Annotated in this window: 25 protein-coding genes; 5 read left to right on the top strand and 20 right to left on the bottom strand. The window is 66.5% G+C overall.

All coding sequences use genetic code 11. From position 1 onward, the window contains the following. The first annotated feature begins 375 nt into the window (after positions 1–375). Positions 376–1,101, top strand: coding sequence for a GntR family transcriptional regulator (locus tag G7A98_RS15400; protein WP_224421141.1), 726 nt, complete (start codon positions 376–378; stop codon positions 1,099–1,101). Positions 1,102–1,184: 83 nt separating this feature from the next. Here G7A98_RS15400 and G7A98_RS15395 read toward each other — a convergent pair whose 3' ends face one another. From G7A98_RS15395 to G7A98_RS15365, 7 genes are all read right to left on the bottom strand, one after another. Beyond that, the gene (locus G7A98_RS15395) at positions 1,185–2,174 is read right to left on the bottom strand and encodes an alcohol dehydrogenase catalytic domain-containing protein (RefSeq protein WP_205596290.1); all 990 of its coding nucleotides are present in this window, start codon (positions 2,172–2,174) and stop codon (positions 1,185–1,187) included. Positions 2,175–2,193: 19 nt separating this feature from the next. Next, a complete protein-coding gene (locus G7A98_RS15390; RefSeq protein ID WP_163650565.1) occupies positions 2,194–2,955 on the bottom strand; it encodes an SDR family oxidoreductase in 762 nt (253 codons plus the stop codon). A gap of 1 nt (position 2,956) precedes the next feature. Beyond that, positions 2,957–4,270 (bottom strand): histidinol dehydrogenase, encoded by a 1,314-nt coding sequence (gene hisD / locus G7A98_RS15385; RefSeq protein WP_163650564.1) that lies wholly within the window; start codon positions 4,268–4,270, stop codon positions 2,957–2,959. A gap of 156 nt (positions 4,271–4,426) precedes the next feature. Then, positions 4,427–5,734: a TRAP transporter large permease gene (locus G7A98_RS15380; protein WP_163650563.1), complete on the bottom strand. Its 1,308-nt coding sequence runs from the start codon at positions 5,732–5,734 to the stop codon at positions 4,427–4,429. A gap of 11 nt (positions 5,735–5,745) precedes the next feature. Further along, on the bottom strand, positions 5,746–6,291 hold the full coding sequence (locus G7A98_RS15375; protein ID WP_163650562.1) for a TRAP transporter small permease: 546 nt from the start codon (positions 6,289–6,291) through the stop codon (positions 5,746–5,748). Next, the gene (locus G7A98_RS15370; protein WP_163650561.1) at positions 6,284–7,468 is read right to left on the bottom strand and encodes a TRAP transporter substrate-binding protein; all 1,185 of its coding nucleotides are present in this window, start codon (positions 7,466–7,468) and stop codon (positions 6,284–6,286) included. The genes G7A98_RS15375 and G7A98_RS15370 overlap by 8 nt, the downstream gene beginning before the upstream one ends. 64 nt (positions 7,469–7,532) lie before the next feature. Then, a complete protein-coding gene (locus G7A98_RS15365; RefSeq protein ID WP_163650560.1) occupies positions 7,533–7,739 on the bottom strand; it encodes a hypothetical protein in 207 nt (68 codons plus the stop codon). Between the two features lie 176 nt (positions 7,740–7,915). Here G7A98_RS15365 and G7A98_RS15360 point away from each other — a divergent pair, with 176 nt between their 5' ends. After that, positions 7,916–8,953 carry a LacI family DNA-binding transcriptional regulator gene (locus G7A98_RS15360; RefSeq protein WP_163650559.1) on the top strand — a complete coding sequence of 346 codons (1,038 nt, stop codon included), beginning with the start codon at positions 7,916–7,918 and terminating at the stop codon, positions 8,951–8,953. 52 nt (positions 8,954–9,005) lie between these two features. Here the strand turns inward: G7A98_RS15360 and suyB are convergent, their stop codons facing one another. The 3 genes from suyB to G7A98_RS15345 all read right to left on the bottom strand — a co-directional run bounded on the left by suyB (position 9,006) and on the right by G7A98_RS15345 (position 11,571). Further along, positions 9,006–10,175, bottom strand: a complete 1,170-nt coding sequence (gene suyB, locus G7A98_RS15355; RefSeq protein ID WP_163650558.1) for a (2R)-sulfolactate sulfo-lyase subunit beta — start codon at positions 10,173–10,175, stop codon at positions 9,006–9,008. A gap of 2 nt (positions 10,176–10,177) precedes the next feature. Further along, on the bottom strand, positions 10,178–10,462 hold the full coding sequence (locus tag G7A98_RS15350) for a UxaA family hydrolase (RefSeq protein WP_163650557.1): 285 nt from the start codon (positions 10,460–10,462) through the stop codon (positions 10,178–10,180). Positions 10,463–10,680: 218 nt separating this feature from the next. Next, positions 10,681–11,571: a LysR substrate-binding domain-containing protein gene (locus tag G7A98_RS15345; RefSeq protein ID WP_163650556.1), complete on the bottom strand. Its 891-nt coding sequence runs from the start codon at positions 11,569–11,571 to the stop codon at positions 10,681–10,683. A 112-nt stretch (positions 11,572–11,683) separates the two neighbouring features. On the opposite strand from G7A98_RS15345, the gene G7A98_RS15340 reads away from it, so the two are divergent. Then, positions 11,684–12,682, top strand: a complete 999-nt coding sequence (locus tag G7A98_RS15340) for a YeiH family protein (protein WP_163650555.1) — start codon at positions 11,684–11,686, stop codon at positions 12,680–12,682. A gap of 99 nt (positions 12,683–12,781) precedes the next feature. Here G7A98_RS15340 and G7A98_RS15335 read toward each other — a convergent pair whose 3' ends face one another. The 8 genes from G7A98_RS15335 to G7A98_RS15300 form a co-directional block, all read right to left on the bottom strand. Continuing rightward, positions 12,782–14,119: a UDP-glucose/GDP-mannose dehydrogenase family protein gene (locus tag G7A98_RS15335; protein ID WP_163650554.1), complete on the bottom strand. Its 1,338-nt coding sequence runs from the start codon at positions 14,117–14,119 to the stop codon at positions 12,782–12,784. A gap of 22 nt (positions 14,120–14,141) precedes the next feature. Next, complete coding sequence (locus tag G7A98_RS15330; RefSeq protein ID WP_163650553.1) at positions 14,142–15,149, bottom strand: NAD-dependent epimerase; 1,008 nt, start codon at positions 15,147–15,149, stop codon at positions 14,142–14,144. A gap of 85 nt (positions 15,150–15,234) precedes the next feature. Beyond that, entirely contained in the window at positions 15,235–15,744 is a 510-nt protein-coding gene (locus tag G7A98_RS15325) for a hypothetical protein (RefSeq protein WP_163650552.1), read from the bottom strand. Between the two features lie 103 nt (positions 15,745–15,847). Further along, positions 15,848–16,081 carry a hypothetical protein gene (locus G7A98_RS15320; protein WP_163650551.1) on the bottom strand — a complete coding sequence of 78 codons (234 nt, stop codon included), beginning with the start codon at positions 16,079–16,081 and terminating at the stop codon, positions 15,848–15,850. A gap of 71 nt (positions 16,082–16,152) precedes the next feature. After that, positions 16,153–17,100: an OmpA family protein gene (locus tag G7A98_RS15315; RefSeq protein WP_163650550.1), complete on the bottom strand. Its 948-nt coding sequence runs from the start codon at positions 17,098–17,100 to the stop codon at positions 16,153–16,155. Continuing rightward, entirely contained in the window at positions 17,093–17,911 is an 819-nt protein-coding gene (locus G7A98_RS15310; RefSeq protein ID WP_163650549.1) for a MotA/TolQ/ExbB proton channel family protein, read from the bottom strand. The genes G7A98_RS15315 and G7A98_RS15310 overlap by 8 nt, the downstream gene beginning before the upstream one ends. Before the next feature lie 178 nt (positions 17,912–18,089). Then, entirely contained in the window at positions 18,090–18,434 is a 345-nt protein-coding gene (locus tag G7A98_RS15305; protein WP_224421150.1) for a hypothetical protein, read from the bottom strand. 144 nt (positions 18,435–18,578) lie between these two features. After that, positions 18,579–18,956 carry a histone-like nucleoid-structuring protein, MvaT/MvaU family gene (locus G7A98_RS15300; RefSeq protein WP_163650548.1) on the bottom strand — a complete coding sequence of 126 codons (378 nt, stop codon included), beginning with the start codon at positions 18,954–18,956 and terminating at the stop codon, positions 18,579–18,581. Between the two features lie 285 nt (positions 18,957–19,241). Between G7A98_RS15300 and bioA the strand changes: the two genes are divergently transcribed. Continuing rightward, entirely contained in the window at positions 19,242–20,546 is a 1,305-nt protein-coding gene (gene bioA, locus G7A98_RS15295; protein WP_163650547.1) for an adenosylmethionine--8-amino-7-oxononanoate transaminase, read from the top strand. A gap of 233 nt (positions 20,547–20,779) precedes the next feature. On the opposite strand, the gene G7A98_RS15290 is transcribed toward bioA, so the two are convergent. Beyond that, entirely contained in the window at positions 20,780–22,075 is a 1,296-nt protein-coding gene (locus G7A98_RS15290) for a D-amino acid dehydrogenase (RefSeq protein ID WP_163650546.1), read from the bottom strand. Positions 22,076–22,150: 75 nt separating this feature from the next. Beyond that, entirely contained in the window at positions 22,151–22,324 is a 174-nt protein-coding gene (locus G7A98_RS15285) for a hypothetical protein (RefSeq protein WP_163650545.1), read from the bottom strand. Positions 22,325–22,579: 255 nt separating this feature from the next. On the opposite strand from G7A98_RS15285, the gene G7A98_RS15280 reads away from it, so the two are divergent. Next, positions 22,580–23,935, top strand: a complete 1,356-nt coding sequence (locus G7A98_RS15280) for an 8-oxoguanine deaminase (RefSeq protein WP_163650544.1) — start codon at positions 22,580–22,582, stop codon at positions 23,933–23,935. Positions 23,936–23,990: the final 55 nt, after the last annotated feature.

Below are 23,990 nucleotides of genomic sequence, written 5' to 3'. Positions count from 1 at the left end.
GTGCTTCGGTATGGAGCGAGCCCGCGGGCCCGGCGACACATCGCCCATCGCCATGTCGCGATGCGCGGTGTTGCTCTTGTCGTTCTCGGTTGGCGGCGGGCCGGCCCCAGTATTGCCCATTCCGGCCTCGCCGCGCTGTCTGTCGATACCGTTCTTTGGTCTAGACGCCCTCGGCCTTTTTGCTCAAGGCCACGCTGTTCTCGTCAGGCGAGGCCGTCGTGGTGCCGTGAGGGAGAAGCGGTTTACCTCGCCTGCAACTCATATATATGACATAGTATATAAAACAGTCAAGGAGATGTCGGCATGCCCTTTCCCCGGTATACTTCGGCCCACGACACATCCTCATCGCCAAGGACGACCCAGGCCCCCTCCAACATGAGTGCTCCGAAAAGCCCCACGTTTCAGCCCCTCTACCGGCAGATCAAGGACCTGCTGCTCGAGCGGATCACCGCCGGCGAATGGCCGCCGGGGACCTTCATCCCCAGCGAGGCCTCGCTGGCCGCCAGCTACAACGTCAGCGTCGGTACCCTGCGCAAGGCGCTCGACGAACTGGTGGCCGACAACGTCGTGGTCCGTCGCCAGGGCAAGGGCACCGCCGTGGCCACCCACGATGCCGACCGGGCCCTGTTCCGCTTCTTCAACGTGGTACGTCGGGACGGTGAGCGCAGCCTGCCGGTCTCCCGGGTGCTGGGCCGCTCGCGCCGCCGGGCGACGGACGAGGAAGCCACGGCGCTGCAGCTCCCCGCGGACGCCGAGGTGATCCATATCCGGCGCATTCGCGAGCTGGAAGGCAAGCCGACCCTGCTCGAGACCATCGTGCTGGATGCCGGCACCTTCGCCACGCTCGAGCATCAGCCCGAGGTGCTGCCCAATACCCTCTATCAGCTCTATCAACAGCAGTTCGGCGCCACCGTCGCCCACGCCGACGAGCAGCTCGTGGCGGTGCGTGCCGACGTTCAGGACGTGGCCCACCTGGGCGTGGAACCCGGCGAGCCGCTGATCGAGATCCGCCGTGTCGCCCAGGACTATCAGGACCAGCCGCTGGAGCTACGCATCTCGCGGCTGGCGACAAATGAGTACTGCTATGCCAGCCGGCTGTAGCATCGAGAATGAATCCAATGATACGGCCGCCGGGCGTTGCCGGCGGCCGCGTGTCGTGAGTGAAAGGAAGGCGCGGGGCGAGTTCAGGGGGTAAGCACGATCTTCGCGGCAGCGGTACGCCCCGCGGCCAGGTCGGCGAAGGCATCGGCGCCGTCGGCGAGCTGGCGGATCTCGACCCACTCCAGGTTGCCGAGGGCCCTGGACGCCAGCAGGTCGACCGTCGCCCGCAGGTCGTTCTGCGTGTAGGTGTAGGCGCCGAGAAAGGTGACTTCCTTGAGGGTGAGGCTGCGCACATCCAGCGGCCCGTCGTTGTCCTGCAGGCCCAGGTGCATCACGGCCCCGCCCGGGCGCACCGCCTGTATCGCCATCGCGCGCGTCGCCGACGCCCCCACGCAGTCGAACACCGCCTCCACGCTGTCGGCGTCGACGGCGGTGTCGCGCGGGTCGATCACCGTCAGCCCCGCCTTCTCGGCGGTCTCGCGGCGCAGCGGGTTGGTGTCGGCCAGGGTCAGCCGACGCACGCCACGCTGGCGCAGCATCAGGCCGACCAGCAGCCCCACCGCCCCGGCACCGATCACCAGCGCATTGGCCTCGGCCAGCGGCCGGGTGAGGCTGCGCTCCAGGCGGTTGATGGCGTGCAGCGCCGTCGCCGCCGGCTCGGTGAGCGCCGCGGCCACCGGCTCCAGGTCCTCGGGCAGCTCGATCAGGCAGTGATCCGGCACCACCACGCTCTCGGCAAAGGTGCCGGGCCGGTTCATGCCCAGCATGGTGCGGTTGCTGCACAGGTTCTGGCGGCCCTCGAGGCAGTAGTCGCAGTGGCCGCAGACCACCAGCGGGTTCATGGTCACCCGCTTGCCGGCCAGCGCCCCCTCGATGACCTCGCCGGCCGCTTCGTGACCGAGGATCATCGGCGGCACCCGACGCGGGTCGTGGCCGTGGTAGGCATGCAGGTCGGAGCCGCAGATCCCGGTCGCCAGGATGCGCACCCGCGACTCGCCGGCAGCCAGCGGCGGCACCTCGGTCTCGCGGATCTCGAGCCGATCGGGGCCCGTATAGAAAAGCGCTTGCATCATGTGTTCCTCCAGTGAGTCGCTAGCGCGCGGTAAAGCCGCCGTCGACGAACAGCGTCTGCCCGGTGACGTAGGCCGAGGCCGGCGAGGCGAAGAAGACCGTGGGCCCGGCGATATCCTCCAGGGTACCGTTGCGGCCGATCGCGGTGCGCGCCGCCAGCTCGCGGGCGCGTTCCGGGTCGTCGAACAGCGAGGCGGTCAGCTCGGTGGGAAAGAAGCCGGGAGCGATGGCGTTGGCGTTGATGCCGTCCCGCGACCAGGCCTCGGCCATCGCCCGGGTCAGCTGGACGATGCCGCCCTTGCCGGCGCCGTAGGGCGCACTGTCCGGGAAGGCGCGCTGTGACTGCAGCGACGCCAGGTTGATGATGCGCCCGTAGCCACGCTCGCGCATGCCGGGCACCAGGGCCCGGGCGAGAAAGAACGGCGTGCCCAGATGCAGCTGCAGGGTCAGGTTCCAGCTGGCCAGGTCCACCTCGTCGATGGGCTGGCGCAGGTTGACCCCCGCCGCGTTGACCAGCACCGTGACCGAGCCGAACGGCTCGGCGGCGCGCTGTGCCACGCTCTCGAGTGCGGCCGCATCGGCGAGATCGGCGACCAGGGCGGCCGCACGACCGCCCTCCTGCTCGATGGCCGCCACCGTGTCGTCGAGCGCGGCTCGCCGCCGCGCCGCGACCACCACCGCCGCCCCGGCCGCGGCCAGCGCCTGGGCCATGCCCCGACCCAGTCCACTGCTGCCGCCGGTGACCAGCGCCACCTGCCCCGTGAGATCGAAGGCCGGGCGCATGTCACACCTCCTCGTCGATCACCAGATCGAAGTGCTCGCCGGGATAGTACTTGGCCAGACGCACGTCGCCGGTCCGCGCATGCCCTTCCATGCCCTCGCAGCGCGACAGCCGCGCGGTCGTCGCCGCCACGTCGCGGGTCGCCTCGCGGGACTGGCGCTGGTAGGTGACGATCTTGAGGAACTTCTGGGCACACAGGCCGCCGGTGTAGCGGGCCGCCCCCTTGGTGGGCAGGATGTGGTTGGTACCCGAGCACTTGTCGCCGAAGGCCACGGTGGCTTCCTCGCCGACGAACAGCGAGCCGTAGCTGGTCAGCCGCTGTGTCCACCAGTCGAGGTCATCGACCTGCAGCTCGAGGTGCTCGGAGGCGTAACGGTCGCTGACCTCGACGACTTCCTCACGGGTATCGCAGATCACGATCTCGCCATAGTCGCGCCAGGCCGCATCGGCCGCCTTCGACTGGGTTTCCGGCAGCGCCTTGACCAGCGCCGGAATACGCTCGGTGACGGCGTCGGCAAGCTTGCGCGAGGTGGTGAACAGCCAGGCCGGGGAATCCGGGCCATGCTCGGCCTGACCGACCAAGTCGGCGGCGACGATATCGGGATCCGCGGCCTCGTCGGCGATGATGCCGATCTCGGTCGGGCCGGCGAACATGTCGATGCCGCAGCGGCCGAACAGCTGGCGCTTGGCCTCGGCCACGAAGCGGTTGCCCGGCCCGACCAGGATGTCGGCGGGCTTGCCGGTGAACAGGCCGAAGGCCATCGAGGCGATGCCCTGCACCCCGCCCATCTGCAGGATGGTGTCGGCGCCGGCAAGATCCATGGCATAGAGAATCGCCGGATGGATGCCGTTTTCGTCACGCGGCACCGAACAGGCGACGACATTCTTGACGCCGGCGGTCCTGGCCGTCGCCACGCTCATGATCGCCGAGGCGATGTGTGCATAGCGCCCGCCCGGCACATAGCAGCCGGCGGTCTCCATGGGGATCAGCTTCTGGCCGGCGAACAGCCCCGGCGACAGCTCGGTCTCGAACGGCTGGATGCTGTCGCGCTGGGCCGCGGCGAAGCGGCTGACCCGCTCGTAGGCGAAGTGGATGTCGGCCTTGAGCTGCTCTGGCACCCGGGCCTTGGCCGCCTCGATCTGCTCGCGGCTGACCACGACATCGCCTTCCCAGCCGTCCAGCGTCCGGCAGTATTCCTTGGCCTTGGCCTCGCCCTCGGCCTCGATCTCGGCGAGCATGCGCGAGACGGTTTCCTGGGTCTGACCGTAGCCGGTCGAGGCATTCTTCTCGGCTTTCTTGTAGTAGTCGATAGCCATGACGTCACTCTCCTTGGGTTGTTGCCGCCGCCCTTCGGCGGCCTTTCGATCAATGCGGCCCACTTGCGCCTGAGCGTTGTTTTCGGGCCATTTTTGTAAGCGCTTACAATTTTGACGATGACCGATCTCTTGCGCGATCGGTCGTCCGCCTCCTCATCACAGCGCCCACGTCGACAGCCAGGGCACGAAGGCCACCAGCAGCACCACGATCAGCATGCCGATGACGAACGGCACGGCGTGCCGCGCCACCGCCAGCACCGAACAGCGTGTCAGTCCGGACACCACGAACAGGTTGAGTCCCAGCGGTGGCGTGATGAAGCCCAGCCCCAGCGTCGTCACCATCAGGATGGCGAAGTGGAACTCGTTCATGCCCGCCTGCTGCGCCAGCGGCAGCAGCAACGGCGAGAGGATGACGATGTTGGGCGTGGTCTCCATCACGCAGCCGGCCAGCACCAGGATGCCGATCATCATCAGGATGATCAGGGTCGGCGAGTCGGTCATTGCGCTCACCCCGCCGACCAGGGTCTGCGGAATGTTGAGGCTGGAGAGCGTCTGCGCCAGGGGCAGCGAGACGGCGATGATCGGCACGATCACCCCGCAGACCCGCGCCGAGGACTCGAGCATCCGCGGGATGTCGCCCAGCACCAGTCGCTTCTGCAGCAGACCGATGATCACCACCACCACCACGGCCACCGCTGCGGCCTCGGTGGGCGTGAAGATGCCCGAGTAGATGCCGCCGAGGATCACCACCGGCACGAACAGCGCCCAGCGGGCATCCCAGACCGTGCTCAGCCAGCGCCGCCAGGAAAAGGGCGACTTTTCGGCCTCGTAGCCATAGCGCCGGTTGATCAGCATGTTGGTGAGCATCACCGACATCATCACCAGTACCCCGGGGATCGCCGCCGCCAGGAACAGCGTGGAGGCGGACATGCCCAGCACCAGCCCCATCACGATGTAGGCGATGGAGGGCGGGATCAGGATGCCGGTACAGGCCCCCGACGCCACCAGCGCACAGGCCGCCGGCAGCGGATAGCCGCGATCGACCAGGCGATGGATGGTCATGCGCCCCACCGCCGCCGCCCCCGCGGCATCCGAGCCCGAGATGCAGGCGAAGAAGCCGCAGCCGAGGGTGGTCGAGTTGCCCAGCCCGGTCCGCAACCCGCCGACCGTGGCCTCGGCCACGTCGAGCAGCTTGTCGGACAACCCCGATCGCACCAGGGCGTCACCGGTCAGGATGAACAGCGGGACCGCGATGAGCGCGAAGGCATTGATGCCGTCGAAGAGCGCCTCGCCGAACACCGACAGCGGCAGCGTATCGGTCAGCGTCAGCATGCCCAGGGCGCCCAGGCCGATCGAGACCCAGACCGGCACACCGAGCGCGATCATCGCCACCAGCAATCCAAGCGGCAGATAGAAGGTCCAGTCCAGCGACGACACGGCCTGCTGTGCAGCGAGAAATTCCATGCGTCACCTCCTCAATCGAAAAGCTTGTTGCCGTCGAACGGTGGCTGGCCCCGGCGCATGCGCTGGATGTCCATCACCATCGACTGCACGACCCGCCCCGCCACGACCAGAAAGCCCAGCGGGATCGCGGCCAGGAAGATCGCCTGCGAGACCCGCAGCCCCGGGGTCACCGAGCCGAACTGCAGCGAGGTCAACACCGGCGACAGCGACAGCCACAGCGCCCACACGGCCAGCACCAGCGTGGCGATGTCCGACAGCCACCAGGCCAGCCGGCGGACCCGAGGTCCGCCGAGGTTGACCAGCACGTCGATGCGAATGTGCGCACGGTCCCTGACCGCGGCGGCCGCGGCGATCCATGCCAGGTAGATAAAGGCATAGCGCGACAGCTCCTCGCCCCAGACGGACGAATAGTCGAGCAGGAAGCGACGCAGCACCTCGACCGACACGGTGGTGATGATCAGGGCGTAGAACGTCAGCAGGATCCAGCGCTCGACCCGACGATCGAGGACCGCGAACCGGTCGCCCCATGAGCGGCGTTGCGGCTTTTTCTCAGACATTGCTGTCGACGTGATAGCCATTTGACACCCCCGTCGCCTCCAGCAACGCGTTGAAGTTGTCCATCGATCCGGCCAGCTGGACCTTGAGGTCATTCCAGGTCTCCAGCTGATGACCGCACTTGGCCTTCCACTGGGCGACCTCGTCCTCGGTCGGCGAATAGATGTCGATGCCGGCGTGACGCATCTCGTAGTAGGCGTAGGCCCGCGCCGCCGGCACCTTGGCCAGGTTCTCGCGGAAGGTCACGTCGGAAGCACGCATGATGGCGTCCTGAACGTCCTTGGGCCGAGCGTCGAACCACTGCTTGTTGCAGGTGTAGACCTGAGCATCGGGCACCGACTGGATGGTCGAGATCGAAGCCAGAACATCGGTGAAGCCGTAGACGAAGAGCGCCTGAACGCTGGGATCCAGCGCATCCGCCACGCCCTGCTTCATCGCCGAGGAGGTCTCGTCCCAGGCCACGGGCGTCGGGTTGGCGCCGGCCAGCTTGTAGACCTTCTGCAGGATCTGCGAGGACGGCACGCGGAACTTGATGCCGCGAATGTCGTCGGGAGTGCGCACCGGATGGTCGAGCAGCCCCTTGCGCACGGCCACCGTCCGCGGGTCGATGCAGACGTAGGACAGTACCTTGAAGCCGCGATCCTCGACCTTGCCGTGCACCACGTCTTTCCAGGTGTCGGAGGTGACCAGGTTGATCAGGTGCTGGTTCTCGCCGCACCAGTAGGGAATGTTGATCAGGTCGACCTCCGGTGCGAACGCCGAGAGGTTCGACATCGAGTGTTGAGCCATGGCGATGGTGCCGTTCTGCACCTTGGTGATCAGGGCGCCGCCGGCGCCCAGCTGGCCACCCGGCTGCAGACGCACGTAGAGCTTGCCGCGGCTGAAGTTCTGCAGGTTCTCCTTGAAGTTGAGCTGCATGATCGGATAGGCGCGCGAGGCCCCGAGCCGATAGCCGGTGGCCATGACCAGCACCGTGTCCGCGGCCTTTTCACGCTCGGCCTCCTCCTGGGAGATGGCGGCCATGGCCGATTCCGAGAACAGGCTGCCGCCGAGCGCCCCGATCAGCGCGGTCGTGAAGCCGTAGCGGCCGACCATGTTCAGAAAGTGACGGCGCTCGGGGCGCTGTGGCTCGGCGTTGTCGCCGGACGTGCGTGTGAAGAGTCTGGATTGGCGTAGCATGCTGAAGCTCCTGTGTTGTTATCGTGGTGCTGCATGGTGGGATTTCGACCGCCCACCTGGCCCGCTACTCGAGTCGGATGCAGGCCGTGATGAAGCAGGCGACGGCCGCAACGAGCAGCACCGCCTCCTCCGCCGGTGACAGCGAGAAAAGCGGGATTCCGGCGCTTTCCAGGGCCACTCGCGCGAGAAAGACCGCCATCAGCAGGCCCGCGATGGCCAGCAGGATGCGACCATGGCGGCGATGGGACGTGGTTTTCGTCGTCTGCATCATGCCTCTCCTGTTGTTGTTGTGCGGTCGCTTACAAGCCATTATTGTAAGCGCTTACAATTAAGCTACTCTCAAAGCTAGTCAAGGGTCCACATGCTGTCCAGTTAGACGTTCGTCAACATGACTGGGGCCTGCCGGACGCGGGTGGTACGCTCAAGCAAACGCTCAAGAGGCTCATCATGAACAGGGATGCCAAACGCACGTTGCTCCAGGACGTCGCCCGGGAAGCCGGCGTCTCCACGGCATCGGTGTCGCGGGTGCTCAACCGGGCACCGCATGTCAGCGAGCGGCTGCGCAACCGGGTGGAAGCGGCGATCGACAGCCTCGGCTATGTCCCCGACGGCACCGCCAGGGCGCTGGCCTCGCGGCGTATCGGCGCCATCGGCGCGCTGGTGCCGACGCTCGACAACCCGGTCTTCAGCGCGATGATCGATAGCCTCGAGCAGCGCCTCAAGCAGTACGACTGCCGGCTGCTGATCGCCACCTATCGCTACAGTCTCGATGAGGAAGTCGAATCGCTGCGCACCCTGATCCAGCAGGGTATCGATGGTGCGGTGCTGATCGGCCATGATCACCTCCCCGCCACGCTGGAACTGTTCCGGCGTCACGAGGTGCCCTACCTGACCTGCTGGCACAGCGAGGAAGACCCGGACTGGCCGAGCATCGGTTTCGACAACGCCGCCCCGGCCCGGCATCTGGCCGAGCACCTGATCGACCTCGGGCACCGCCGATTCGGCGTCATCTCGGCGCCCGTCGACGGCAACGACCGCGCCCGCGCTCGCCTGGCGGGCTTTCGTCAGGCACTCGAGACCGCCGGGCTCGACCTGGCCGACGACCATGTCGTCACCGTCGAGTACGGGATCGAGGAAGGGGCGGCGGCATTCGCCGAACTGATGCGGCTCATGCCCCGCCCCACGGCGATACTCTGCGGCAACGACGTGCTGGCGTTCGGGGCCATGTTCGCCGCGGCACAGGCAGGTATCGCGATTCCCGACGACCTGTCGATCACCGGATTCGACGACCTGCCGCAGTCGCGCTTCATGCACCCGGCACTGACCACCGTGGCCGCGCCTTCCGCCGAGGTGGGCCGGCTGGTGGCCGACACCCTGGTCGCGCGCATTCGCGGTGACCAGACGCCTCATCGTCAGGTGCTCGAGGCGCGAGTGGTGCTGCGGGGCACCACGGCCCCGCCGCTGCACGAGATGGAGCCGGCGTGAGGCAGCTCGTCGCTGCCCCATCCGCCGCCCGTGCCTCTGGCAACCCATCGCCTTACGCACTCTCGTAGAGGCGCGTGAACACGAACTCCCGGTGCCCCAGTGCCTCGGCGCTGGTATTCCGGCCGTTGGCCGTGCGCAGCAGCATTTCCAGCAGCTGATCCCCTGCCTCCGGCATGTTGATCTCGCGGCGCAGCAGGCCCGAGACATCGACGTCGATGTGCTCGCCCATCGTGCGCACCGTGCGCGGATTGGCGCAGATCTTGATCACCGGCAGGATCGGGTTGCCGATCACGTTGCCCTGGCCGGTCGGGAAGAAGTGCGCCACGTAGCCGGATGCCGCGCACAGCGTCACCATCTCTGCCGCCGCCGACGAGGAATCCATGAACCACAGCCCCGGCCCGGTGGGTGTCTCGGCCTTGTCGAGCACGCCGTCGACCCGGCATTCCTTGCCGATCTTCTGGATGTTGCCCAGCGCCTTTTCCTCGATGGTGGTCAACCCGCCCTCGATGTTGCCCTTGGTGGGCTGCGACTCGGACAGGTCGCTGGTCTTGTGGCGATCGATCATCGCGCTGTAGCGGTCGAACATCGCCTGGAATTCCTCGCGCACCTTGTCGTTGGCGCAGCGCGCGGCCACCAGATGCTCGCCGCCGGTGAGCTCGGAGGTCTCGCCGAACACCAGGGTACAGCCCTCGGCGTAGAGCTTGTCGAAGGCATCGCCGACGGTGGGGTTGGCACCGCACCCGGAGGTGGTGTCGGATTCGCCGCACTTGGTGGAAACCCACAGCTCACCGATGTCGCACGGTTCGCGCTGCAGCTCGGTGGCGTACTGCACGAATTCGCGGGCCTTGCGCGAGGCCGCGGCGATGGTGTTGTGGTCGCCGTTCTGCTCGATCCAGAAGCCTTCCACCGGCTTGCCGGTGGCACGGATGCCGTCGACCACCTTGCCGGTCCAGCCGGGCTCGATGCCGATCACGATCACCGCGGCAACATTGGGGTTGGAGCCGGTGCCGATCAGGGTGCGGAAGTGCAGATCCAGGTCGGCGCCGAACTGCAGCCGGCCATAGGGGTGCGGCAGCGCCAGCGTGCCCTTGATGTTGTTGGCCACCGCTTCCGCCGCGGCATTCGAGATGTCGTCCACCGGCAGCACGATCACGTGGTTGCGGATGCCGACCCGGCCGTTGTCCCGACGATAGCCCAGGAAGGTACGTCCCTTGAGTTCCATGCTTACCACCTCTTGGTCTTGACGTTGTGAACGTGAACGTGCTCGCCCTGGCGAATCGGCTTCACCACCCGCCCGATGTCGACGCTGTACTTGATCACCGTCTCGCCCTCGGCGAGATCGCGGATCGCCAGCTTGTGGCCGATCGGGATCGCGTCCTTGACCTCGAACTGCAGGGTCTTGTCCTGATCCATTACCCAGCCGGTCAGCGTCTGACCCGCCTGGACCCCTTCCACCACCACCACGCCGACCGCGTCGTCGGCATCGTGGACCACGAAATCGATGCTCATGCTCCTCTCCTTGTTGTTGCCCGAGCGACGCCTCGGCGTCGCCTCAACTCATGTATATGACATAGTATATAGGACAGTCAAGCAATCTCGACAAGATTATCAATGCGGCCGACGGACGCACACACGCCTGCCACGGCCCTGAAAGGCGCCGCAGTGTGGAACACGAAACAACGGAGGGAACGAAGCGAGAGGGCCGGAACGGACGCCGGCGCCGGTGATCAGCGGGACTCGAGCAGGAAGACCTTGAAGGCCTGCCAGAGGGGACTGCGATAGCGTTCGGGGTGCCAGACCAGCGAGAAGGCCCGGGTCAGGTGCAGGGGCGACGGCAGGGCCACCAGCTCGCCGCGTTCGAGCTCGCCGGCCACGCTCAGCCGGGACAGGCAGCCCAGGCCGAAGCCGGCGCGCACGGCCTGCTTGATCGCCTCGTGCTGATCGAGCTCCATGCGCACACGGATGCGCTCGACGTGGGCATGAATCGCCGCCTCGAAGATCGAGCGCGTCCCCGACCCGGATTCCCGCAGGATCCACTGCGCCGCCTGCAGCGCCTCGGCATCCAGGCTGTCGCGCTGCGCAAACGGGTGCTGGGGGCCGGCAACCACCACCATCTCATCCTGACGCCATACCTCGCTGACCAGCCGAGACTCGGTGCACTGCCCTTCGATCAGCCCCAGGTCGGCATCGAAACGCAGGATGTCGCGCATCACGTCCTCGGTGTTGCGCAGGCGCAGCTGGAGATCCACATCGGGATGCTGCTCGATGAAGCGTCCCGCGAGGGTCGGCAGCAAATAGGTCCCGATCGTCGCGCTGGCCGCGACGTGGAGAGTGCCCTGCAGCGCTCCCTCGGGCTCGCGGGCGGCGACCACCAGGTCATCGAGCCCGTTGAGCACCTTTTCGGCGTGGGGGAGCAGGCGCCGCGCTGCGTCGTTGAGCTCGAGGCGTCGTCCAAGCCGCTCGAAGAGCACCACGCCAAGCTGGCGCTCCAGGTCGGCCAGGGCCTGACTGGTCGCCGAGGGTGACAGACTGAGATGGCGCGCCGCGGCGCTGACGGTGCCGAATCGCACCACGGCGACGAAAACCTGCAATTGTCGAAAGGTGACATGGGGTAGCATACGGTTCTACTTAATAGTCATTTCGTTATTATCCAATAACACATAACGCTATTCCCGATTAGCCTATTGAGCAATACAACGACGACATCGTCAGACACGGGAGAGCGTTACCATGTGGCAAGGTCTATTACTCTGCGCCGGCCTGACCTTCGGCGGGTTCCTGCTGGCTCATGCGCCCGGCATCGCCGACAGCGGGATCAGCCCGCTGGTCTTCTCGCTGCTGCTCGGCCTGGTGATCGGCAACCTGCCCTTCATCGGTCGCCTGCCCCAGGCCCGTCCGGGGCTGCAGTTCGCCACCCGCTGGCTGCTGCGCAGCGGCATCGTGCTGTTCGGCCTGTCGCTGACCCTGCAGCAGGTACTGGGCCTGGGCCCCAAGGTCATCCTGCTCGACACCCTGGTCATCACCACGGTGCTCCTGGTCGGCTACTGGGTGGGCACGCGCCTGCTGGGGCTCGATCGCGAGACCGCCCTGCTGACCAGTGCCGGCAGCGCCATCTGCGGCGCCGCCGCCGTGCTGGCGACCGAGACCACGATTCGCTCGAAGCCGGCGGCCACCTCGATGGCGGTGGCCACCGTGGTGCTGTTCGGCTCGCTGGCGATGCTGGTCTATCCGCTGCTCTACCCGCTCACCGGCATGGATGAGGGGCTGTTCGGCATCTACATCGGCGCCACCGTGCATGAAGTGGCGCAAGTGGTCGCCGCCGGCGACGCGGTCGGCCCGCAGGCACTGGCCAATGCCGTCATCGTCAAGCTGGTGCGGGTCATGCTGCTGGTCCCCTTCCTGCTGGTGGTCGGCCAGTGGTGGATCCGCAGCCGGGCCGCCGACGACACGACCGAGGTGGTCCGCGGCGGACTGGTGATTCCGTGGTTCGCCTTCGGCTTCCTGGCGGTGGTGATCTTCAACAGCTTCATCGCCCTGCCCGCACCGCTTCACGAGGGGCTGGTGGTGATCGGCCAGATCGCCCTGGCCATGGCGATGGCGGCCCTGGGCTTCGAGACACGCCTGGAAAGGCTCAAGGCGCTGGGCATCAAGCCATTCCTGCTGGCGCTGTGCCTGTTCGCCATGCTGATCGGCGGCGGCATGCTGGTCACCCCGCTGCTGATGGGCTGACCCGCCGTCGCCCCGGCGACACAGACGCAAAGAGACGAAGGGGCCCCGACTCGTTGAGTCGGGGCCCCTTCGTCTTCGTCGTGGGTCACGACGCGCGTGTCAGTCGACCAGCGAGGCGCCACGCCCCACGGCATAGTAGAGCAGCCCGGCCTGGCGCGCCGCCTGCGGGTCATAGAGATTGCGCCCGTCGACCACCACGGGGGTCGTCAGGGTCCGCCGCAGCCAGGCAAAGTCGACACTGCGGAAGGCCTTCCACTCGGTGCAGATCACCAGGGCATCGGCACCGGTCACGGCGGCCTCGCGGCCCTCGACCAGCGCCAGATCGTCGCGCTCGCCGTACAGCCGGCGACACTCGGCCATCGCCTCGGGATCGTAGGCCTGCACCCGGGCGCCGGCGGCCCAGAGCGCCTCCATCAGCACCCGGCTGGGCGCCTCGCGCATGTCGTCGGTGTTGGGCTTGAAGGCCAGCCCCCACAGTGCCACCGTCTTGCCGCTCAGATCGCCGTCGAAGGCCTGGGACAGCTTGGCGAACAGTGTCGCCTTCTGACGATGGTTGACCGACTCCACCGCCTCGAGCAGCTCGGCCCGGTACGCCACCTCGCCTGCCGTGCGCGCCAGCGCCTGGACGTCCTTGGGAAAGCAGGAACCGCCGTAGCCGCAGCCCGGGTAGATGAAATGGTAGCCGATACGCGGGTCGGAGCCGATGCCCCGGCGCACCTCCTCCACGTCCGCCCCCAGCCGCTCGGCGAGGTTGGCGATCTCGTTCATGAAGCTGATCTTGGTGGCGAGCATGGCATTGGCCGCGTACTTGGTCAGCTCGGCGCTTTTCACGTCCATGAACATCAGCTTTTCATGGTGGCGATTGTAGGGGGCATAGCACTCGCGCATCAGCGCCTCGACGCGCGGCGAATCGGTACCGACGATGATCCGTGCCCCGTGGGTGAAGTCCTCGATCGCTGCGCCTTCCTTGAGGAATTCGGGATTGGAACAGACATCGAAATCGAGCTCGCTGCCGCGTGTCGCCAGTGCCCCGCGCACCGCCTCACGCACCCGGCCAGCGGTGCCCACCGGTACGGTGGACTTGTCGACGATGACCCGGTACCCGTCCATGTGCTCGCCGATGGTACGCGCCACCGCCAGCACGTACTGCAGGTCGGCGCTGCCGTCCTCGTCGGGCGGCGTGCCCACGGCGATGAACTGCAGGGTGCCGAAGGCCACGGCGGCGGCCGGATCAGTGGTGAAGCGCAGACGCTCCTCGGCGACGTTGTGGCTGACCAGGGCCTCGAGCCCCGGTTCGTAGATGGGAATCTCGCCGGCCTCGAGACGGGCGATCTTGTCGGCATCGACGTCCATGCACAGGACCTCGTGGCCGACATCCGCCAGACAGGCGCCGGTGACCAGACCTACATAGCCCGTGCCGAAGATGGTGATCTGCATGAGGCGTTCCTTGAGTCGGAAATCAACACTGATAGAAGTCGCGATACCAGTCGACGAAGCGGGACACGCCCTCGTCGACGCTCATCTGCGGCCGGTAACCGGTCACCTCGAACAGCGCCTCGGTGTCGGCCCAGGTCTGTACCACGTCGCCGGCCTGCATGGGCTGGAAGTCGCACAGCGCGGTCTTGCCGGTGGCGCGCTCGATGGCACGGATGAAGTCCATCAACGCCACCGGGCTGCCGTTGCCGATGTTGTAGAGCGTGAACGGCGCCCGGGCGGTGTCCGGCGTGGTGGCCTCCTGCGGCCACTCGGGGTGTCCGGTGGGCACCACGTCGAGGATCCGCACCACGCCCTCGACAATATCGTCGATATAGGTGAAGTCCCGCGACAGCTCGCCGTGGTTGTAGACCGGCAACGGCTGCCCCTCGAGGATCGCCCGGGTGAACTTGAACAGCGCCATGTCGGGGCGCCCCCAGGGGCCGTAGACGGTGAAGAAGCGCAGCCCGGTCATGGGAATGCCGTACAGATGGGCATAGGTGTGCCCCATCAGCTCGTTCGACTTCTTGGTCGCGGCATACAGGCTGATGGGGTGATCGACCGGGTCCCGGGTATCGAACGGCACCTTGGGGTTCATGCCGTAGACCGAACTCGACGAGGCATAGACCAGGTGGCCGACCTGCTGATGGCGGCACCCCTCGAGCACGTTGAGATGCCCCACCAGATTGGACTGGACGTAGGCATGCGGATTGTCGAGGGAATAGCGCACCCCGGCCTGGGCGGCCAGGTGCACGACGCGATCGAAGCGCTCGGCGGCGAACAACCGCTGCATGGCCTCGCCGTCGGCCAGGTCGATACGCTCGAAACGCACGTTGTCGAAGGCGTCCAGGTCCGCGAGACGGGCCTGCTTGAGCGTGATGTCGTAATAGTCGTTGAGGTTGTCGATGCCGACGATGGCGTGTCCTTCACGAGCCAGCCGTCTGGCAACCGCATGACCGATGAAGCCGGCCATGCCGGTGATCAGAATGTTCATGAACGCAATGCACCAGGCAATGTCGGGCACACGACCGCGTGTGTCCCGCAGGGCGAAAACGGGTGAATGGAGGCCATGCCGAGCATCAGGTCGCCCGCCGTGCCGAGAGCCGTCCCAGCACGCCCAGAACGATCAGCGCCAGCGCACCCAGCGAGATCGCGGCGAGCGCGTTGTCCAGCGAACTCAGCCGCGGGTCGTTCAGCGCGCCCTGCGCCTGACGCAGGCCGTAGAGAGACAGCTGACCGGCCCCGGCGATCAGCCCCAGCAGCAGCCCCAGCGGCAGGCAGGCCGCCATGCCACGCGGAAAGGGCACTCGCAGGGTCGGCATGGCGGGCAGGCACCAGCCACGCCGGGAGCCAGAGGAGGAGGCGGACTTGCCACCGGCGCGGCCGGTGGAACGGTTACCACTGCCAGTCGAGGAACGCTGGCGACGGGCGCCGGAGGCCTTGGGCGAGCTGCCGGACCGGCGCCGCTTGCGGGCGCCGGCGGGCGGGGTATTGCGAGCCGCGATACGGCGCCTCGCGAGACGCACCAGGGAAACGGCCAGGATACCGCTCAGTGCCAGCAACGAAGTGAAGAAGATCAACGCGGGCATGTTCGGCTCTCGTCCACGGCAAAGCCATACAGGGTAGCGCGATCCCTTGCTGACGTCAGGCGGGTCCGTCCGATGGCCCGCCGCTTTCTCGGACGTACCTCGATTAATACAGGCCGGCGTTCTTCAGTTCGGAAGCGAACTGATGGGCGACCCGGTTCATCTGCGTGGGATCCACGCCCGGCAGCATCTTTCGGAGTTCGGCGAACAGGCTTTCCGCATCGCTGTGACGCCCCGAATAGATCAGCAGGAACAGGTACTGCTCGATCTGCTTGTCCGTATAGATGCTGCCGGACTGGTGCTGACGTGCCTTCCAGGTATTAACGCGCTTGTTCGACATGACCTGCCACAATCTCGTGGATTGCCCGATAACGGGACGATGATTCACTGGTTTTATTCATGATACCGCATTCAATGCGCTTCCGGGGCATGAATGATGACCTCGACCCGGCGGTTGGCCGCTCGTCCTGCGGCGGAACGGTTGCTCTGCAGCGGCCGAGTGTCAGCGTAGCCGACGGCGCGCAGGCGGTCGGGGTCGACACCGGCCTGGACCAGGTAACGCAGAATGGCCGTGGCCCGGGCGCTCGACAGCTCCCAGTTCGAGGGAAACCGCGGCGTGTCGATGGGCACGCTGTCGGTATGGCCCTCGACCGAAATCTCGCCGTCGTAGCGCTGGAGAATCGCCACCAGCTGACTGATCATCTCGCGCCCGCCCCCGGTGAGCGCGGCATCGCCGGATCCGAACAGCAGATGATCCTGGATGCGCAGGTTGATGCCCCCCTTGACCCGCGACACCTCGACCCCATTGATGACGGGCAGCGGACGCGATGCCGCCTCGGCGACACGCAGCGCGGCGTCTCTGGCCGCCGGATCGAGCCGGACAGGCGATGCCACCGACAGCCGTTCGGCGGCGGCGATGGCGGCATCTGACAGCCTGGGCGGCGATGTACCGACAGGCGACAGCATGGGACCGGCAACCAGCCGGGCACTGGCCAGCGCCACCGGCGTCAGGCGTGGCGGCGCCAGCAGGGCCGATACCCGAACCCCGGTCATCCGGTTCGTCTCGAGCGGAAAGCGTGGCGAGGTGACCGCCGGCGCGGCCTGCACGGCCGCCGCCGCCCGCGCCGCCGCTTCGCTCACCTGCACAGCCGGCACGGACACTCCATCGCTCACCACATCGCGGGCCACGGCGGACAGCACACCGAACTTGCCACTGAGCGTCAGCAGCAGCACGAACAGCGTGACCAGCAGGGTCATGATGTCGATGTAGCTGATCATCCATCCCTCGCCGTCGCGCCCCTCGTGGCGCACCGACAGCAGGCGCTCCCGACGACTGCGGTGCCTCGGCACGTCAAGCATTGACGGCGGCACCCCGCTTCTCGCGAGCGGATCTCGGCAGGGTCTCGCGAATCTCGTCCGGCGGCGCGGCCACGAACGACTTGAGGGTTTCCTCGATGAAGGACGGGACGCGACGCCGGGCGATCAGCGATACGCCTTCCATGACCATGTTCATGGCGATCAGCCGCTGCTCGGTACGACGCTCCAGCTTGACGGCGATCGGCTTGCACACCAGGTTGGCCAGCAGGATCCCGTAGAGGGTGGACAGCAGCGCCACCGCCATGCGCGAGCCGATGGTGGCGATATCGCCGACCTGCATCACGTCGAGCATGTCGACCAGTCCCACCAGGGTGCCGATCATGCCGAAGGCCGGCGCATAGGCCGCCATGGTCCGGAAGATCTGCGCCTCGGCCAGCTCGCGCGCCTTGAGACGCGCGATACGCCAGTGCAGCAGATCGATGACCTCCTCCTCGCGGGTATTGTCGATGACCAGCTGCACACCGGTGCGCAGGAACGGGTTGCGAGTCTCCTCCAGCGCGTTCTCCACCGCGCGGATGTCCCCCTTGAACCACAATCGCGCCATGGCGACCAGTTCCTGAATGTCCTCCTCGGCGTAATCATCCTCGCGACGAAAGACCACCAGCACCAGCCGCACGACACGCACGACCTCGCGAAGGGGATAGCTGATGAAGGTGGCGGCCAGGGTACCGGCCAGCACGATGATCAGCCCCGGCAGGTTGACGAAGCTCATGGCTGAATCGGCACTCAGCAGAACCACGCAGGCCAGAAGCAGGACGCTGGCGATAATGCCGATGAAAGTGGAGGCGTTCATGGGGGATCGACTGTCGATGGATTCGGTGAAGCTGCCATCCTAACGTCGCCCCCGTATGGCAAAGCCTTGAAAAGCGACGCCCGGGCGCCACTCTTCAAGGCTTGTTGCTGCCGACGCGAGACGGCGATGAGCCACAATCGCCACGGGGCGAAGCGATGGCCCCAAACATGCGACAGGATCAGCCGGCTTCGTTGTTCAGCATGAGCGACAACATGTTTCGCACGCTGTCCTCGGACTGGTGAAAGTCAGCCATGAGGGTACGCAGACGCTGCTCGAAATCCTCCGACGGACTTTCCCCCTGACGGGAGTCGGGGGCATCCAGTTCGCGCAATGCCCTGGCAAAGGCATCATCAAGTTCACTGAACTTGCGCAACTTCTCGCGCTCGCTGAGCTGGGCGGGCTTTTTCGAACCGTAGTTTTTCATAGGTTGACTGTTGCAGGGCCATCGGAACAGGCCGGTCTTCGATGCTCCTTGTCGCGACATGCCACGACGATAAAGAAACTCACCCGTTACGTGATCCACGGGCGTTCATGCATGACAAGGAGGGAAAGGCATGGTAGCCCAAGTCAGACAGAATGAAAACACGGCACTGTGACATCACCACGCATCACGGCAGCGCCGGCCCTCACCGAAGGCAACGGGCCAACGCCACGAGAATCCGGAGTATCAGTCCTCGGTACGCACCAGCCAGGACTCCACGGTCCTGGTACCATGCTCGTCCTTCCAGGCTTTCAGTGTCTTCTGGTTGCCGCCGCGAGTCTCGACGACTTCACCGGTATGCGGGTTCTTGTAGATCTTCAGCTTGCGCTTGCGGCGACCGCCACTGCTCTTGGGCTGTGCAACCGTCGCAGACGCCTGCGGCTTCGGATCCAGCATGTCGATCACGTCGCGCGGAGACTTGTCGAACTCCGCCATCAGGGCCTCGAGGCGTTCCTTGAACTGCAACTCGCTCTTGAGACGGTCATCGCCTTCCAGCTGCTTCAACTCCTCGGAGATCTGCTTGAGCTGCTGTTCCTTTTTCATGTATTCGCTTAACAGGGACATTATCTTGCACCTCGGGATTTCGGGATAGGGAATGCGCTGCGCATTATCCGTTGTTTTATTCATTATGCCAAGTCCATATACGGAACAACTCTGCAAACACCGGTGCGCGCTAATGCAATTTAAGAAAAGATTAACCAATTAATCGCTACGACCGATTTCAACAGCAAGCGAAAAGACGGCGACCCGTTATTTCGGCTCACCCTCCCCCTGCCCGCCACCGGCTTGGACAAGCCGGCCCTCGCCACCCTATCATGGTAAACCTTTTTATTTTTCAAGGTTAACAGAATGCAGCCGACGCTATCTTCCTCTTCGCTCTGGCACCCGTATGCCCAGATGCAGACCCAGCCTCCGGCCCCGCAGGTGGTCGGTGGCGACGGAGCGCGCTTTCATCTGGCCGGCGGCGAGTCACTCATCGATGCCACCTGCTCCTGGTGGTGCATGATTCATGGCTACGGCCACCCGCGCCTGACCCGCGCGCTCAAGGAACAGGCCGATCAACTGTGCCACGTCATGCTCGGCGGATTGACGCACGAGCCGGCACAGGCGCTGGCGGATGCCCTGGTACGCATCACGCCGCCGGGGCTCGAGCATGTCTTCTTTTCCGACAGCGGCTCGGTGGGCATGGAGGTCGCCATGAAGATGGCCGTGCAATACCAGGTTCAGCGCGGCCGCCCCGGCAGGCACCGCATGCTGTCGCTGATGCGCGCCTACCACGGCGATACCAGCGGCTGCATGGCCGTCTGCGATCCCGAGGAAGGCATGCACTCGCTGTTTGCCGGCTTCCTGCCCACCCATCACTTCGCACCGGCACCAACGGCGCCGTTCGACGCCCCGCCCGAGGCTGTCGCCGGGGATATCGCGGCATTGCGGGGCGTGCTCGAGCAGCATCACCAGGAGATCGCCGCCCTGCTGATGGAACCACTGCTGCAGGCGGCGGGCGGGCTGAACATGACGTCCCCCGAGTACGTCAGGGCGGCACGCGCGCTGTGCGATGAATTCGGCGTGCTGCTGATCTTCGACGAGGTCGCCACCGGCTTCGGCCGCACCGGCAAGCTGTTCGCCGCCGAGCACGCCGGGGTGACGCCCGACATCATGGTCCTCTCCAAGGGGCTGACCGGCGGCTATCTGGGTCACGCCGCCACCCTGGCCACCGGGGAGGTCTTCGCCGCCTTCCTGAGCGACGATCCCGATCACGCCTTCATGCACGGGCCGACCTTCATGGGCAATCCGCTGGCCTGCCGTGTCGCCCTGGAAAGTCTCGCCGTGTTCGAGGAGGAGGACTACCTGGGCAGGATCGCCGCAATCAATGCGCTCCTGCGGGAGGAACTCATGGAGGACGACGCCCTGCACCGGGACCCGCGCGTCGCCGATGTGCGCGTACTGGGCGCCACGGCGGTCATCGAGGTCAGCGATGCCGCCGACCTCGACGGTGTGCAGGCCTTTGCCCGGCAACGCGGCATCTGGCTGCGCCCCTTCGGCCGCTGGCTCTATACCATGCCCGCCTATATCACCCGCGACGACGAACTGCGTGCGATCACCACCACGATGAAGGCTTGGTTTCTGGAGGCACGAGACGCCACGTTGCCATGAGGCCGGCATCTGTCACGGCGTTGTCCGCCAACCGTCACGCACCTGACATCGCCGGCCGCGATCATCGGGCTCGGGATGGCGCAGACCATCTCGCGACGGCAAGGGACACTGCCCGACGCCAGCCAGGGATGCATCGGCGCAGGAGGCGCCCGAGGAGCCATGCGGCAGGGACCGGCCGCGCAGGGAGGCACATCTTCGCGCCACGGTAGCTGCCGTGGCCTCTTTCTACCGCGTCAATGCATGAAACGCCCCGGTGCGAAGGCATCGAGCGCGAGGGCAGGACTCTCGTCATCGATCACCTGCGCGATCAGCTCGGCGCTGCCTGCCGACAGGGTCCAGCCGAAGGTACCATGGCCGGTGTTGAAGTAGAGGTTGTCGCGCCGCAGCTGACCGATGACAGGCGGCCCGTCCGGGGTCATGGGCCGAAACCCGGTCCAGGGTTCGGCCTGCGCCAGATCGGCGGCGCCGGGAAAGCGCGATTCCACGGCCCGGCGCAGCGTCGCCAGCCTCGCGGCGGGGATGCGGCGGTCGAAGTCGGCCAGCTCGACGAAGCCGGTGACGCGCAGCCGTTCGCCGAGCCGCGTGGCCACGACCTTGTAGCGGTCATCGATGACAGTGGAACGCGGGGCGCGTGACGGATCGGCCACATCGACGGTCAGGGAATAGCCCTTCACCGGATAGATCGGCACCTCGATACCCAGCGTCGCGGCCAGCGGGCGGGACAGGCAGCCGGCGCACATCACCACGGCATCGGCCTCGAGGATTTCCGTCGCCCCGCCGGCGCCACCCTTTTCCCCGTCCCCGACCGGCGCCAGCACCAGTGCCTGGATCAGCCCGTCACGGCGCACCAGATCCGTCACCTCCGTCCGGCAACGAAAGGTCACGCCCGCGTCACGACAGCAGTCGGCCAGGGCTCGGGTGAAACGGTGACAGTCGCCGGTGCCGTCATCGGGCAGGCGCAACGCCCCGACCAGCGGCGCCTCGCCGCACAGCCCCGGCTCATGCTCGCGCAACTGCGCCGGCGTCAGCCACTGATGGTCGATATCCAGTTCGCTGAGCAGACCGGCCGTTGCCTTGAGGCCGTCGGCTGCCGCCGTGTCGCTGGCGAGATCGATCAGGCCGCCCTGAGCGCCGTCGAAGGCCAGGTCGTGTCGCACCTCGAGGGCCTGAAAGCACTGGCGGCTGTAGGCGCCGAGGCGCAGCATGGCCCGCTTGTTGCGTTCGTACCGATCGCTCCCCTGGGCGAAGCGCCAGGTCGCGAACAGAAAGCGCAGGGTACGCAGCGAGGGCGGCAGGTGCAGCTTGAAGGGCCCGTCGGCCTGGAGCAGCCAGGGCAGCGCCTTGCGGACCATCGTCGGCGAGGCCCAGGGCGAGACATAGCCGTAGGAACGCTGCCCGGCGTTGGCGCGGCTGGTCTCCAGCCCCACGTCGGCGCAGCGCTCGATGACGGTGACACGATGCCCGCGCGCGACGAGCGCCTGGGCGGTGGTCACGCCGACGACACCCCCGCCAATCACCACCACATGCATGATACCTCCCGTCCATCGCCTCGTGCTTGCCGTCAGGCCGGCGCCGACGGTTCACTGGCAGCCGTCATCGCCAGTTCAGCAGTTGCCCTTCTTCGCCTGGCCGGGCGGGCAGAAATCGCCGCCACGGTCATGATCGTGATGGCCATCGCCGATCTCGACGATCGGTTCCGGGTCGATACGGGCCGGCGTGTAACTGCACCCCGCCAGCGCCAGCCCCACCAGCAGCAGCCCGAGGGCACGGATCATCATGGGTTTCTCCTTCGTTCTCAGGGGTCGTTTCATGCCTGAAGCTTAGCGAAAATCGTCCCTCACCATAAGTCGCGTGACGGCGACAGCACAAAGGACACAGGAAAGGGTTGACAAGGCCATGCCGTGTGGACAATTTTGGTATACAACAATAGTACACAAAACATCTCCGGCATCGGACAGGCACCTGAACCACCCTCGCGTGGGTAACCCTTGATCGGTCAAGGGGGTGTGGCGTCATTGGCCGAGGAGACCGATATGACCGAGACACAGCGCACTCTCTGGATTCGTCATCCACTGGCCTGCAGCGACGACGCCGCTGCCGGTGGCGTGGTTGTCCAGGGGCAGCGAATCATCGAAGCGGTGCCTGCCGGGCACCGGCCCGACGCCCACGTCGACGAGGTCTTCGACGCCTCGGCCCATGTGCTGCTGCCCGGGCTGGTCAATACCCACCACCATTTCTACCAGACCCTGACCCGCGCCTACTCACCGGCACTCGACAAGCCGCTGTTTCCCTGGCTGACCACCCTCTACGACGTCTGGGCGAATCTCGACGAGGCGCAACTGGCACTGGCCAGCGAGCTGGCGATGGTCGAGCTTCTGATGTCCGGTTGCACCACGGTGGCCGACCATCACTATGTCTTCTCGGGCGCGTTGACCCACGCCATCGACATCCAGGTCGAGACCGCCCGGAGGCTGGGCGTGCGCGCCACGCTCACCCGCGGCTCCATGAGCCTGGGCCGGGATGACGGCGGCCTGCCGCCCCAGTCCGTGGTGCAGGACGAAACCACCATCCTCGACGACAGCCAGCGTCTCATCGACCGCTATCACGAGCCCGGGGACGGCGCGATGATCCATCTCGCCCTGGCGCCCTGCTCGCCCTTTTCGGTAAACCGCGAGCTGATGGAAGCCACTGCCCGTCTGGCCGAGACCAACGGCGTGCGCCTGCATACCCACCTCGCCGAGACCGAAGACGAAACCGATTTCTGCCGGCGTCAGTTCGGCATGCGCCCGCTCGACTATCTGGACGCCTGCGGCTGGCTGAGCGATCGCACCTGGCTCGCCCACGGCATCCACTTCGACGACGACGAGATCGCGCGACTGGGCCGCGCCGGCACCGGCATCGCCCACTGCCCGTCCTCGAACATGGTGCTCGGCTCCGGGCTGTGCCGCACGCTGGAGCTGGAGGCAGCCGGCGCCCCGGTGGGCCTGGCCGTGGACGGCTCCGCCTCCAACGACCACTCCAATCTCGCCGAGGAAATGCGTCAGGCCCTGCTGCTGGGCCGGCTGCGCTACTCGCCCGAGACGTTGTCCCATCAGACGGTGATCCGCTGGGCCACCCAGGGCTCGGCCCGCTGCCTGGGGCGCACCGACATCGGCGGGCTGGCGCCGGGCCAGCAGGCCGACCTGGCCCTGTTCCGGCTCGATGAAGCGCGCTTCTCGGGCGCCGAGAATCCGCTGGCCGCGCTGCTGCTGTGCGGTGCGCACCGGGCCGACCGGGTGATGGTCGCCGGCCACTGGCGGGTCGCCGACGGCATGCCCCGCGGCGTCGATCTGGAGGCGCTCATGGCCCGGCACGACGCTGCCGCCAGGCGCCTGCGGCACGCCCTGTAACCCCGATGCCGCGGTGTGGCATCGCTCATCCCCCTCAACAACAACAAGCAAGGCA

Origin of the sequence: Modicisalibacter sp. 'Wilcox' (assembly GCF_010993675.1) — a bacterium.
GTDB lineage: Bacteria > Pseudomonadota > Gammaproteobacteria > Pseudomonadales > Halomonadaceae > Modicisalibacter > Modicisalibacter tunisiensis.
Note: the sequence above shows the minus strand (reverse complement) of the source record. Positions and strands in the feature narration are given on the sequence as shown.